General features: G+C 70.2%; 7 protein-coding genes. 4 read left to right on the plus strand and 3 right to left on the minus strand.

Annotation, left to right across the window (positions count from 1 at the left end):
- Positions 1-69: 69 nt before the first annotated feature.
- The 3 genes from BMW87_RS14640 to BMW87_RS14650 are packed head-to-tail and all read left to right on the plus strand — an operon-like array spanning position 70 to position 9404.
- Positions 70-2214 carry a CHAT domain-containing protein gene (locus BMW87_RS14640; RefSeq protein ID WP_093077055.1) on the plus strand — a complete coding sequence of 715 codons (2145 nt, stop codon included), beginning with the start codon at positions 70-72 and terminating at the stop codon, positions 2212-2214.
- Positions 2215-2229: 15 nt separating this feature from the next.
- Positions 2230-4005, plus strand: a complete 1776-nt coding sequence (locus tag BMW87_RS14645; RefSeq protein WP_256216771.1) for a ShlB/FhaC/HecB family hemolysin secretion/activation protein — start codon at positions 2230-2232, stop codon at positions 4003-4005.
- Between the two features lie 2 nt (positions 4006-4007).
- On the plus strand, positions 4008-9404 hold the full coding sequence (locus BMW87_RS14650) for a two-partner secretion domain-containing protein (protein ID WP_093077058.1): 5397 nt from the start codon (positions 4008-4010) through the stop codon (positions 9402-9404).
- 12 nt (positions 9405-9416) lie between these two features.
- Here the strand turns inward: BMW87_RS14650 and BMW87_RS14655 are convergent, their stop codons facing one another.
- Positions 9417-10058: a cysteine hydrolase family protein gene (locus BMW87_RS14655; RefSeq protein ID WP_093077060.1), complete on the minus strand. Its 642-nt coding sequence runs from the start codon at positions 10056-10058 to the stop codon at positions 9417-9419.
- 100 nt (positions 10059-10158) lie between these two features.
- On the opposite strand from BMW87_RS14655, the gene BMW87_RS14660 reads away from it, so the two are divergent.
- The gene (locus tag BMW87_RS14660) at positions 10159-11124 is read left to right on the plus strand and encodes a GlxA family transcriptional regulator (RefSeq protein ID WP_093054205.1); all 966 of its coding nucleotides are present in this window, start codon (positions 10159-10161) and stop codon (positions 11122-11124) included.
- A gap of 12 nt (positions 11125-11136) precedes the next feature.
- On the opposite strand, the gene BMW87_RS14665 is transcribed toward BMW87_RS14660, so the two are convergent.
- Both BMW87_RS14665 and BMW87_RS14670 read right to left on the minus strand, forming a co-directional pair.
- Positions 11137-13113 (minus strand): hybrid sensor histidine kinase/response regulator, encoded by a 1977-nt coding sequence (locus BMW87_RS14665; protein WP_093054207.1) that lies wholly within the window; start codon positions 13111-13113, stop codon positions 11137-11139.
- Complete coding sequence (locus BMW87_RS14670; RefSeq protein ID WP_093054209.1) at positions 13110-14180, minus strand: ABC transporter substrate binding protein; 1071 nt, start codon at positions 14178-14180, stop codon at positions 13110-13112. The genes BMW87_RS14665 and BMW87_RS14670 overlap by 4 nt, the downstream gene beginning before the upstream one ends.
- Positions 14181-14236 lie beyond the last annotated feature (56 nt).

The following is a 14236-nucleotide window of genomic DNA, read 5'->3' on the forward strand; positions in this document are numbered from 1 at the left end:
AACGGCGCGCACTCCCGCGGCGTCGAACATCCGCAGCAGCGGATGCATGGGCCGCACGCAGGGGGTTCAATGGCGTGGTTTTCAAGATGGGGATGGGAGCGCCCTGCACGTCATCGTGCGGGCTTCGCAGGTGCGCTCGGTCTGGCTGGCATTCTTCTCCTGGGCTACGGCTCTTTGGCATCGGCGCAGCAGGCGACGAGCGCCGAAGCCGCGGCCAGCAAGATGGAGCAGGCCCGACTGGCCGACACCGACACCTTGCTGGCATTGACCAGCGAAGGCGCTGTTCTCTATGGGCAGGACGCGGTCAAGCTCTCGGGCTACCAGTACTGCAGCCAGGCCGTTGCGCTGGCCGAGGCCGGCGAGTTTCGCCAGAGCGTGCGCGCCGCGAGCAAGGCGCTGCACCTGGCCAACGCCACCAACGACCCGAACCTGATGGCCATGGCCAATCGCGACCTGGCCATCGTCTACAGCTACTCGGGCCAGCTCGAAAAAGCCGAAGAGTTCGCACGCGAAGCGCTCAGGCACCAGGCGCGCGACCCCAAGCTGGTGGTCGGCCCCGTGCAGAAGGTGATCGGCGATGTGCGCACGCGCCGCGGCGATTTCTCCGGCGCGGTTCTCAGCTATGACGAGGCGCTGGCCAACAGTTCGCAGCGCTATGCGCCGCTGGTGCAGGCCTCGCTGGTCAACGCGCTGATCGAATCGGGCGACCCCGCACGGGCACGCGAAGTGCTCGGCACCATGGCGCCGCCGAAGGACGCACCGCTCACCGCGCAGCTCGACCGCACTCGCGCCCGTCTGTTGCTGGCCGAAAACAAGCCGGCCGAGGCGCGCGACATGTACCGCGCGCTCACGGCGCGCCAGGTCGGCGCGGACACCGAGTACTACCGCCTCTGGGCCTGGGACGGTGTGGCGCGCAGCGAACTCGCGCTGGGCCAGAAGCAGGCCGCAGCCGAGGCCGTGGGCCGCGCGCTGGGCGATGTCGACAAGGTGCGCGCCAAGTTCCGCAGCGAAGAATTCAAGATGGGCCTGTTCTCGGACCTGCAGACGGTGTTCGAGCGCGGCGTGGCCGTCTACAGCGACGCTGGCGATGCGCGGGCTGCATTCGAGGTGAGCGAGCACAGCCGCTCGCGCGCGCTGCTCGACGCGGTGCGCGGCCGCGCGAAGATCAACGAGCAGGCCGCCAACACCGTCGACCTTGCCACGCTGCAGCGCACGCTGGCGCCCGACGAACGCGTAGTGCAGTTCCACTCGCTGCCCGACCGGCTCGTGGTGTGGGTCGTGAGCTCCGGCAACATCACCGAGAAGACGGTGGCGGTGAAGCGCGACGAGCTCAACGAGCTGGTCGAGACTTTCCGCAACTCCATCGTGCGCGGCCGCCGCACCGCCATCACCAACGCCGACAAGCTGGGCGCCGCGCTGCTCGGGCCGCTCGGCCTGGCACCGGGGCAGGGGCTGATCGTGGTGCCGCACGGGCCTTTGCACTACCTGCCGTTCCAGGCGCTGCGGCTCGATGGCCGCTACGTCATCGAGACGCATCCGGTGGCGGTAGCGCCGTCGATCAGCATCGCGGTGCAGCTCGCTCAGCGCACGCCGCGCGTGAGCGCATCGCTCACGGCCTTCGGCAATCCGCGCATCGAGGACAAGTACGACCTGCCCGGCGCCGAGACCGAAGTGAAGCAGCTCGCGCAGCTGTTCCCGCGCAACACCGTGTACATGGGCGCGGCCGCCACCAAGACGCAGTTCCGCGACGTGGCCTCGCGCTCGCCGCTGATGCACGTGGCGGCGCACGCCGAGGCGGACGCGGTCGATCCGCTGTACTCGCGCATCCTGCTGGCCAACGAAGGCGGCAAGCAGAATTTTCTGGAGGCGCACGAGATCCTCGAGCTGCCGATGGACGGCACCGCGCTGGTCACGCTGTCGGCCTGCGAATCGGGACTGGGGCGTATCGCGCAGGGCGATGAGGTGCTGGGCTTCACGCGCTCGTTTCTCTCGGCTGGAAGCTCCAGCCTGATCGCCTCGCTGTGGCCGGTGTCTGACGACGCGACCGCGGTGCTCATGAGCACGCTCTACGGCGAGCTGGCCAAGGGACGCGACATCCAGAAGGCCATGCAGGCCGGGCAACTCGCTGTATTGAAGGACCCAAAGATGTCCCATCCCTTCTTCTGGGCGCCGTTCAATTTGATCGGTAACTGGCGCCTGACGGTGGGGAGCTGAGCCATGCGCAATGCCATGAAAAGAAACCGCTCTCTTGCTCTTGATCCGCGCAGCGCACTGCGTCCCGTTGCCTGGGCCGCCGGCGCGCTGGTGTCGGCCATGTTCTTCATGGCTGCCGATCGCGCGCATGCCCAGGAGCAGGCGCAGGCCGAGCCGCAAGCCACGTCGGCCAACGATGCCGGCGACAGCACCGAACTGCTGCCCATCAAGGACCCCTGCGGCACCTGCGACCGTCCGCTGGCACAAGCAACGGGCGCCGTCGCACCGCAGAGCCTTCCGGCACCGCCGCGCCCCACTGGCGCCACATTCAAGCTCAACGACCTGCGGCTCAACGGCGTCAAAGCGTTGACCAACGAAGAGCTGCAGACCATCACCGGCCCCTACATCGGCCGCGACGTCACGCTCACCGACCTCGAAGAGCTGGCGAAGGCCATCACCGCCCGCTACAAGGAACGAGGCTACTTCCTCGCACAGGCCGTGGTGCCGGTGCAGACCGTGCGCGACGGCATCGTCGAGATCAGCGTCATCGAAGGCCGCCTCGGCAAGGTCGACGTGGTGGTCGCGCCCGATGCGCCCATTGCCGAGTCGCGCGTGCGCGGCTTCCTCGCGCCACTGCAGCCCGGCGAGGCCGTGAGCGCGCCGGCTTATGAACGCGCGATGCTGCTGCTGTCCGACCAGCCTGGCGTCAAGGTGTCCTCGGGACTGCAGGAAGGCGCGCAGGCCGGCACCACCGACCTGTCGGTCGAAGTGGCCGCCGCGCCGCGCTGGGCCTTCACGGCCGAGGCCGACAACCACGGCACAAAGGAATCGGGCCGCTACCGCGTGGGCGGCACGGCGCGCTGGCTCAGCCCCTTCGGCATCGGCGACAACCTCGACATGCGCGTGATGGTGTCCGACAGCAACGCGCTGCAATACGGCCGCATTGCCTACGAGGCGCCCATCGGCACCAGCGGGCTGCGCGCGGGCGTTGGCCTGTCGCGGGTGAGCTATGAGCTTGGCGGCCAGTTCGTCGACCTCGATGCACGCGGCCGTGCCAACGTGCTCGATTTTTCGCTGAACTATCCGCTGATCCGCCAGCGCCAGCAGAACCTGTTCCTGCGCCTGGGTGTCGACGTGAAAGACCTCACCGACGAACTGCGCGCGGCCGACTTCAGCTCGAAGAAGCGCGTCAACGGCCTGAGCCTGGGATGGACCTGGGAGCGCCGCGACGAACTTCTGGGCGGCGGCTACTGGGCCAGTTCGGGCACGCTGTACCACGGCAACCTTTCGATCCGCGACCCGGAAAGCCGCGACTTCGATCGCAGCATCACGGGGCACAACACCGAAGGCGGCTTCACCAAGCTGAGCTTCCAGCTCTCGCGCCTGCAGGCCATCGTGCCGCGCCACTCGCTGTACCTGTCGCTGGGCGGCCAGTGGGCCAGCAAGAACCTCGACGCCTCGGAAAAACTCGCGCTCGGCGGCGCACGCGCGGTGCGTGCCTATCCCTCGGGCGAACTGCTGGTGGACCAGGGCGTGATCGGCACGGTCGAATGGCGCTGGTCGCTCAACGAAGAGCTCACGCCCTTTCTGTTCTACGACGCGGCGCACGGAAAGATCGTGCGCAACCCGACGCCCTACGACGGCGTCAACAGCCACAGCCTGCGCGGCTACGGCGTGGGCCTGAGCTGGTCGCGGCCGGGCAATTTCTCGATCAACGCCACGCTCGCCTGGCGCGCGGGTACGCCGCCCGCGCAGACCGATGGCGGTGGCCGCAACCCGAGGCTGTACGTGCAGCTCATCAAGGCGTTCTGACCATGAAGCAACGCAATCGATTTCCACAGCGGCTTCAACTGCGGCCCATCGCGCTGTCGCTGATCTGTGCGGGCGCGGCCCCGGCCATGGCGCAGGTGTTGCCCACCGGCTTCACGCCCATTGCCGGCGGCGTCACGATGACGCAGAGCGGCAACGTGATGAGCATCACCCAGCCGTCCCTGCGCGGTATCGCCAGCTGGCAGACCTTCTCCATCGGCGCGACCAACACGGTCAACATCGCGCAGCCGAGCACGCGTGCAGTGCTGCTCAACCGCGTGGTGGGTGACGGCGGCACCATCCAGGCATCGCGCATCGACGGCACGCTGAAGACTTCGCTGATCGGCAGCCCGAACCTGCCCGGCGGCAGCGTGTTCCTCATCAACCCGAGCGGCATCGTGTTCGGCAAGGGCTCGTCGGTCAACGTGGGCGGGTTGGTCGCGTCCACGCTGGACATCGCCAACAGCAACTTCATGCCCGCGGGCTCGGAGAACAAGGCCTTCGACAAGAGCGAGCAGCTTGTCTTCGTCGGTCCCTCGGGCAGCATTGCGCAGGTGAGGGTGGAGGGCGGCGCGTCGATCACCGCATCGCCGGGCGGCACCGTGGCGCTGGTCGGCGGCTCGGTGCGCAACGACGGCGAGATCAACGTCGCGCGCGGTTCGGTGGGCCTGGTGTCGGCCAGCAAGCTCACGATGAACCTCGACTTCGACGGCGACGGGCTCACGACCTTCAAGGTGCCGCTGGATGGGCAGACCACTTTCAAGCTCGCGGACCTGCAGGCCGCTGACGAGAGCAAGTCGACGACCGCGCAGCTCATGAACACCAGCAACATCACGGCCAATGGCGGTCGCGTGGTGCTGATGGCGGCTGCGGCGGATGTCGATGCACGCCAGCTCGTGGTGAGCCAGACCGGCGTGATCCGGGCTCTCTCGCTGTCCACGCGCAACGGCGAGATCGTGCTCGACGGCGGCCAGTCGCCGGCGCGCTCGAACGAGATGCTGCTCGGCGGCACTCTGGACGCGACGGGCACCGAGGCGGGCGTGGCCGGCGGCTCGATCACCGCGAGCGCGGACTACGTGCGCCTGTCCGGCCTGACCGCCGATGCAAGCGGCAGCAAGGGCGGGCAGATCCAGGTAACGGGCAACAGCGCAGTGAGCATGTCGTCCGATTCGGTGCTGCGCGCGAACGCAACCGGTGCCAACGGGCAAGGCGGCACGGTAGACCTGAGCGCCGACTACACGCACGTCTCCGGCCAGCTCCAGGCGCGCGGTGCGGGCAGCGGCGCGGGCGGCACCATCACCACGACGGCGCGGCAGGTCGAGGTGACCGAGCTGGCGCAGATCGATGCGGCGGGCGGTGCGAGCGGTGCCAACGGGACCTGGGTGGTCGAATCGAAGGGCACGCTCAATGTGGACAACACTGTGCCGCCCTACGACCCGTCGGACTACGCGCAGAACACGGCCGACACGCGCATCAGCACGACAGCCATCGGCAACACGCTGGGCCGCTCGACCGACGTGACGCTGCGCACCGGCTCCAACGATGGCGAGTCGCACGACGTGCGATTCCAGGACAACGCGAGCATCGTCAAGTCGCAGGGGCGCGACGCGCGGCTCACGGTCGATTCGCTGCGCGACATCCAGATGTCCAGCGGCTCGTCGATCCGCTCGGAAAGCGGCGCGCTGCACGTGGACTTCAACGCCAATTCAGGCGGCGGCACCGACGGCGGCGTGATCGAGCTCAACAACGCGAGCATCGCCACCAACGGCGGCAACATCCGCTTCTATGGGCAGAGCGACGCGGCCAACGGCTATGCGGTCGGCGGCATCGCGCCCACCGATGGCGGGCCGAATATCGGCCGCGCGGGCATCTCGCTCTTCGACAGCACGCTGAACACCTGCGCGATGGCCTCGGGCGCCTGCGGCGGCAGCGGCTCGATCGTGCTGCGCGGGCAGGGCTCCAGCAGCTCGGCCGGCGATCCGAACTACTACGTGAGCGCTGACGGCGTGCAAGTCTCGGGCAGCAGCCTGGCCACCGGCGCGGGCAACATCGCGATCACCGGCGCGGGCGGCATCGGCGCGGGCGGCGTGCTGCTGGACGGCACCGAGAGCAACGACACGGTGCTGCGCACCGGCACAGGCGATGTGAACATCACCGGCAGCTCGCGCAGCTGGACGGCCACGGACCCCGTCGCGGTGTACGGCAGCACTGTGGACTTCGTCGACAGTTCCTTCCCTGACGTGACCACGGGCAACATCGGCGGCATCTCGATGCGCGGCGCGATCATCGATGCCGGCGGCCGCGTGGCCATCGACGGCACCGGCAGCGACATGCAGGGCCTGACGGCGAACAGCGCCTTCCTGACCTCGGCATCGGCCGCCAACGGCGGCGCCGGCGTGAGCTACGGCGCGGGCAACGGCGTTTCCATCCTCGGGGGCAGCATCACGGCCGGCAAGGGGCGCGACGTGTCGATCTCGGGCACGGCGGGCGGCAAGGGCTTCGACGTGGCGAACGGCGCCGCGACCGTCGGCAACGACGCATCGGCGGTGGTGCTCGGAATGGAAGCCGGCGGCACCGTGCGCGCCGAGGGCGGGCGCATTGCCATCGACGGCCGCGGCGGCGACGTGCGCGTGGGGCGCGTGAACCTGCGCGACCTGGAGTCGGGCACCACCATCCTGCCGGTGCTCGACGTCTCGAGCAGCACCGGCGCGGGCGGCACCGTCAGCCTCAACGGGCGCAACGTGCTGGTGACCGATTCGTTCGACAACGTGACCACCATCGACGCCGGCGGCGCGGGCCAGTCCGGCACCATCGACGTGCGCGCCACCGGCACCATCGCCATCAGCGATCAGGCCAGCCTGCGCGCCGACGCGAAGTCGGCCACGGGCAACGGCGGCACGGTGAACGTGATCGCGGGCGACACGCTGCGCGGCTACGGCAGCCTGTCGGCGCGCGGCGGCAGTGCTGGCGGCAACGGCGGCAGCATCGAGACCTCGGCGCAGCACTTCGACCTGACTGGCCTGCGCGTGGACGCCTCGGCGCCCGTGGGCAGCGCGGGCTCCTGGGTGATCGATCCGTTCAACGTCAACATCGCGCACGGCACCGCCTCGGGCAGCCTCACGGGCAACCCCTTCGACCCGCTGGCCAACTCGACCATCCAGGACGGCGACATCAACAACGCGCTCGACGGCGGCACCAGCGTGACGATCACCACCGGCACGGGCGGCAATGCCTTCGACGGCAACATCACTTTCGCGGCCGATGCCGCCATCGTGCGCAGCAAGGGCGCCGCGCCGCTGACCTTCGAGCTCGACGCGGCGCATAACATCAACGCCTTCAACAACAACTCGATCCAGTCCAACTCCGGTGCGCTCAACGTGGTGTTCAACGCGGGCGTGGGTGGTCAGAACGGATCGATCTTCCTGAGCGGCATGACGATCGCCACCAACGGCGGCAACGTCACGATGACGGCTGACACCCGCCCGACGGGCAATACGGCCATCCAGATGACCAACACGACGATCGACACGCGCACCACGGCGCTGGGCGATGCGGGTCCCGGCGGCTCGGTGCAGATCACAGGCCAGCGCGGCACGCCCACCTTCTCGGGCTTCACCGCGACGGTGCAGCTCAGCGGCGTCGGCATCCAGAGCAGCACCGGCGACGTGTCGATCTCGGGCACCGCTCCGGGCGGCACCGGCGTGCGCATCGGCGCGGGCACCGGGCCCAGCCAGATCCTCACCACCAGCGGCGACATCTCGATCTACGGCACCGGCAGCGGCGTGACGGACCCCAGCACAGGGCCGCTTGCCGTGCAGGCCGTCGATCTCAGCAACGTCACGGTGCGCAGCATCGACGGCAATATCGGCATCCGCGGCCTCGTGACGCCAGGTGCCCAGAGCGGCACGTCGGGCGGCGTGCTGATCGCCAACAACGCGCTGGTCACCACGCTCGGCGCGGGCAATATCGACGTCGCGGGCGAGTCGCAGGCCAACGGCACGGGCATCACCCTTGGCACCGGCGGGCGCATCGACGGCAACAACAATGTGGTGCTGCGCGCAAGCAACGACGGTTCGACCGACGCGCTCGTGCTGACCGGCACGGTGCGCGCGGGCAACGTGCTCAACCTTCGCCCCGGCGGCGTGGACGCTGCCGGCAACGCGGTCGACCGCACGGCCAACCCGATCACACTGGGCGGCACGGCGGCCACGGGCTTCGCGGTGTCGGCCGACGAGTTCACGCGGCTCGATGCGCCCACCATCGTCGCTGGCAGCAATGCCCATGCGGCAGACATCAACGTCGTCGGGCCGCTGAGCGTGCCCAACGCGCTCACGCTGCAGAACGGCGGTGGCGGCAACATCCAGCTTGGCGGCGCACTCACGGCGTCGAAGGTCGGGCTGATCTCGGGCGGCAACATCACGCAGACAGCCGCTGCGCCAATCACTGCCGGCACGCTGCTGGCACGCTCCACCGGCGGCAGCGTGCTGCTCGACCAGGCGGCGAACAACGTGAGCGCCGACACCGTGGGCGGCGGCGCGGCCGGGGCCTTCCGCTATGTCGATGTCGACACCGTGAAGCTGGGCTCGGTGAGCGTCACCGGCTACGACGCCGCCGGCAATGCGCCGCAGGTCGTGTCGGCCACCTCGATGGCGGCCGACACGGTGTTCGTGCGCACGCTGAGCGGCGACCTGCTGCTGGGCGCCAACGTGAGCAGCACGAGCGGCACCGATCTCGTGGCGGCCTCGCGCTTCCAGAACACCGGCGGCTACACGATCGGCGGCGCGCCGTGGCGCGTGTGGGCCGACACCTGGGTGGGCGAGACGCGCGGCGGCCTGGCGGGTTCGGGGCTGTACCCCAACCTGTACCACTGCGCCTACTCGGGCCTGTGCGCGGTGAGCATTCCCGCGGGTGCCAACCACTTCATCTACGCGCAGCAGCCGGTGGCGACGGTGATCGTCGCCAACGCGAGCCGGCCCTTCGGCTATCCGAACCCGCTGTTCAGCTACGGCATCGGCGGGCTCATTCTGGGCGACACGGGCGCGGGCTTCGCCGGCTTCCTGTTCTCGCCGGCACTGCAGGCCAGCCCGCAGGGCGCGTACCCGATCAATGGCACCTTCACCTCGGCCGAGGGCTATGCGGTCAATGTGGTGCCGGGCACCCTGTTCGTCGGCGGGCTGCCCAACCTGCCGCGCCCCGATGTGCTGCGCGACCTGCCCGCCACCTGGGTGTACGACCGCAACATCGGCCCGCCACCGATCTGCTTTGCCACCGGGCCGCTGGAAGGCGACCGCGCAACGCAGGGCAGCGACGTGCTGGCGCGCGAATGGTCGCGCGTGCGCTCGCGGCCCAACCTGTCGAGTTGCGTGGACACCGAGAAGCGCAACGGCTGCGCGGACTTCTGATCCGCGCCCGGTTCAGGCGACGCCGCGTGCGCGGCGGTTGGACATCACGACGTTGTCCTTCGGGATGACCTGGCCTTCGCGCATCGCGGAGATCCACGCGTCGGTCGAAGTCACCGCAGCGAAGTTGCTGTGGAAGACAACGCTGAACACGCGATGGATTTCTTCCGCCGTGACCTTGCCCGCCGCGTTCTCGTACGGCAGAGCGCCGCTGGCGTCGGCCAGGAACTCCACGTTCAGCCCACGGTGCATGGCCTCGAACACGGTGGAGGCGTCGCAGTTCTGCGTCATGTAGCCGGCCACGCTCAGCGTGTCGATCTCGTGGCGCGCGAGCCAGTCGGCGAAGTCGGTGCCGGTGAACACGCTCGGAAAGCTCTTGGTGATGAGGTGGTCGTGCGGCCGCTTCGCGATCTCGGGGTGCAGCTGGCCGTTGTGCGTGTCGGCCTGGAACACCGGTGCGCCCTTGGGCGCATGGTGGCGCACCACGATCACCGGCGTGCCGGCGGCGCGTGCCGCATCCATGGCCTTCGTCACGTTGGGCAGCGTGTCTTCGATGGGCGGGAACTCGATCGGCAGGCCGCCGCCTTCGAAGTATTCGTTCTGTACGTCGATCACGACGAGGGCGCGGCGCGGGGTTGTGGCGGTGTTGTTGCTCATGAAAGGCTCCTTCTCTCTGGTTGTTCGGATGGCCTGATTCTTCGCCTTTGCACCGTTTTGCGACAGTGGCCCGAAAGCCATTCATCGATAAGATCGGGCCATGCGCAATCCGGCCATCGAAACCATCGCCGTCGTCGCCTTCGACGGCATCAGCCCCTTCCATCTGTCCGTGCCCTGCATGGTCTTCGGCGAAGACCGCACGGAGACCGGCGCGCCGCGCTTTCGCATGCGGGTGTGCGCGCCGGAGCCCGGAGCGCTGCAGACCAACGCGGGCTTCACGCTCGTGGTGCCGCACGGGCTCGAGGCTATCCGCCGGGCGCAGATCGTGGTGGTGCCTTCATGGCGCGACGACGGCAGCGCGGCGCCGCCCGAGCTGATCCGCGCGCTGCAGGCCGCGCACCGGCGCGGCGCCACCGTGGTCGGCCTGTGCCTGGGCGCCTTCGTGCTGGCCGAGGCGGGGCTGCTCGACGGCCGGCCCGCCACCACGCACTGGAAGCTGGCGCCGGCCTTCGCCAAGCAATATCCGAAGGTGCAGCTGCAGCCCGAGGTGCTCTACGTGGACGACGGCAGCGTGCTCACTTCCGCCGGCACGGCCGCGGGCATCGACTGCTGCCTGCACCTGCTGCGCGTGCGCTACGGCGCCGAGACGGCCAACCGCGCCGCGCGGCGCATGGTGGTCGCGCCGCACCGGCAGGGCGGGCAGGCGCAGTACATCGAGCAGCCCGTGCCCGCAACAGCCGAGCGCGACCGCCTCGCGCCACTGCTGGAGTGGCTCGGCGGGCACCTCGACACGCCGCACGAGCTCGACGACCTCGCGCGGCGCGCACTCATGAGCCGGCGCAACTTCACGCGGCGCTTTCGCGAATCCACCGGCACCACGGTCGGCCAGTGGGTGCAGAACCAGCGCCTTGCGCTGGCGCAGCGGCTGCTGGAGACCACCGACCATCCGGTCGAGCGCGTAGCGACCGGCGCCGGCTTCGGCTCGGCGGTGTCGCTGCGCAAGCATTTCATGTCGGCGTTCAAGGTATCGCCCACTGCGTATCGCCGGCAGTTCTCGCGGGCGTAGAAAGCGCCGGGGTCAGGCGATGTGCACGTGCCGCCGCGTGGTCAGCAACGCCCGCAGCTTCGCCGGCGCAACCGGCTTCGTCAGCAGCATCACCCCGCCATGTCGCAGCCGCTGCAGCACCTCGGGCCCGGTGGCGCCCGACACCAGCACCGCCAGCGCGTCGGGCTGCAGGCGCTTGGCGGCGTCGATCACGTCCACGCCGTCGCCTTCGCCCGCCAGTTGCAGGTCGCACAGCACGGCGTCGTAGTGGAGGTCGCCGGTGCCCAGCCGCGCGATGGCCTCGGGGCCGTTGGTCACGCATTCGACCTGGCAGCCCCATTGCTCCAGCAGCGCGCGGCTGCCGTCGAGGATGGCGGGGTCGTCGTCCACCACCAGGCAGCGCAGGCCGGCCAGGGGCGCGACGGCGAGCGGCGGCGGCTCGGGTGGCGTGATGTCCGCCAGGCGCGCCTCGGGCAGCGTGAAGCTGAAAGTGCTGCCTGCCTGCAGCGCCGATCGCACGGTGATGCGGGTTCCCAGCAGCGCGGCAATGCGCGCGCAGATGGCCAGCCCCAGCCCGAAGCCGCGGCGCCGGTCGCGCTCGGTGTTGGCCACCTGGTAGAACTCTTCGAAGATGCGGCCCTGATGGATCGGCGCGATGCCCACGCCGTTGTCGCGCACCTCGATACGCACGCCGGCCGGGCTGCGCCGTGCGGCCACCAGCACGGTGCCGCCCTCGGGCGCATGGCGCAGCGCGTTGGTCACGAGGTTGCCGACGATGCGCCGCAGCATTGCCGCGTCGGTGCGCACGGCCAGGCCGCGGTCGCTCCAGCGCAGCCGCACGCGGGCCTCGACGGCGGTGGCGGCGTGCTGGGCATCGAGCTGGTCGAACAGCGCGGCGAGGGGCACCTTGGCGATCGCAGGCGTCAGCACCTGTGCATCGAGCCGCGAGATCTCGAGCAGGTCGTCGAGCAGTACGCCCATGAACTCGGTGCTCTCCTGCAGCCGCAGCACGGCCGGGCGCTGCGTGGGCGAGGCACCGGGCAGCAGGCCGTCGATGAACAGGCCCATGGCATGCAGCGGCTGGCGCAGGTCGTGGCTCGCTGCCGCCAGGAAGCGCGCGCGCGACAGCGCGGCCTGCTCGGCCTCGGCCATGCGCTGCAATGCGACGGCGGTGGCCTCGCGCACGCGCTCTTCACTGACCTGTCGGTTGCGCTGCAGTCGCTCGGCGAGGCGGTCGATGTCGTGCGCGAGCACCGCGAGTTCGTGCGTGCCGCGCGTGCCGCCCTCGACCACGTCGCAGCGCACCTCGAAATGCCCCGACTCCAGCGCCGCCACCGTGCGCGACACGCGCCGCAGCGGCCGCGCCACCGTGCGTGCCATGTGGCGCACCGAGGCCCATGCCGCCACCAGCGCCACCAGCGCAATGCCGATGCCTGCAAAGAGCGAGCGGCTGCGCTCGCGCGTGTAGGCGGTGGTGTCGCGGAAGGTCTGCACGAGACCGATGGGCGTGTCGCCCGCAGCGGTGGAGCCGGCGGGCGCGAAGGCGCTGGCGCGCGAGGCCTCGCGCAGCGTGACCGGCGAGGTGAACATGCGCAGCTGCGCCAGCGACGGCGTCTTGGGCCCGGCCGTGACGTACACGCCCGCGCTGTTGCTGATCTCCACGCGCGTCACCTGGCCGCCGCGCAGCGCGGCGTTGGCCACGTTCTGCAGCGCCGGCAGGTCGCCCGCGTAGAGGCTCAGGTCGGACATGGCCGCCACCTGCCGCGCCACGGCCTGGCCTTCGGCGTCGAAGGCGGCTTCGAGGGTCTGCAGCCGGTTGTGCGTAAACCAGCCGGTGAGCGCCAGCGCCACCGCCGCGCACGGCACCACGCCAAGACGGAACAGGTCGCGCTGCAGGTTGCCGCGCACGACCAGCGTGTGGGGCGACTGGGGCGGCGGCGTGGGCATGGGCGCGGGCGCACCGGCCCCGTTTGTTCCCGGCGGGCCTTGAGAGGGCGGTGCGGTGCTCATCGCGGGGCTGCGAGCCGGTCGGTCAGTTCCCGTTCCTCCGGCATGCGCAGGCCGAGTCCGCGTGCCACGGTGGCGTTGACGCGCACGGTGGCGGGCGTTGCCGCTTCCACCAGCGGCGCATTGCTGTTGCTGCTGCCCGTGCCCGCGCTCGCCACTTTCTGGCCGAGCAGCCGGGCCTGCTGCGCGAGTTGCGATGGCGTCGAGACCGCCGCGGCCAGACCGCCCGAGCGCACCAGCCCTTCGCTTGCGCCGAACACCGGCAGGCCCGCGCTCGCGCCGGCGCGCAGCACCGAGAGCGTGGCCGCCTGGCTGTCGCCGATCAGGTCGGGCAGCACCATCAGCGCGTCGCTCAGCGGCACCACCTGGCGCAGGGCGTTGGCGAGCGACTTGGCGTCGGGCGCGTATTCCACGCGCAGGTCCCAGGGCGGGTTCGCGCCCTGCGCGGCGCGCTGCAGTTCGCGCACCAGCGGCTCCGACTCGGGCGTGGCGACCACGCCGATGCGGTGCTTCTGCGGCAGCACTGCGGTGATCAGCGCGAGCTGGTCGGCCATGGCCGGGTCGCGCAGCAGCACGCCCACGCGCCGGTCGCCGCGCCGCAGGGCAGGGCTGCTGGCCTTCAGGGTTTCGTATTCGAGCCGGCTCAGCATTGCCAGCACCAGCGGCTCCTGGCCTGGTCGCTCGACGGCGGCGCGCGCGGCGGCGGGGCCGACGGCCATGGTGAGCGGCGCGTCGGAAGCGGTGCGCAGGCTGCGCGTGCGCACGCCGGCGTTCGCGGCGCGCTCGGTGTCCGTTGCCTCCGCGGGCGGTTGCGGATCGGCGCCGCCGGGAGTGAGCCGCACCAGCTCGAACTTGCCGCCGGGTTCCTGGTCCGCGCGCAGCTGCTGCACGAACTCGGAAGACGCCGCGGCATCGTCGCCCATCAGCACCGTGAGGCTGGCGGCCGAGGCCGGGGCAGCGAACAAGACGGACGAGACAGCAGCACCGGCCCACACGAAGCCCACGGCCAGCACGGCGCGGCGCAACCTTCCGCAGAAGGGCGAGAGAAAGGAATTCACGGCAACAAACATGGACTGCTTCCGCAGCGAGGGGCGATAGTCCAATGTAAGGACGGACCCGGCTTGGC

This window comes from Variovorax sp. OV084 (genome assembly GCF_900111625.1).
Taxonomy (GTDB): Bacteria; Pseudomonadota; Gammaproteobacteria; order Burkholderiales; family Burkholderiaceae_C; genus Variovorax.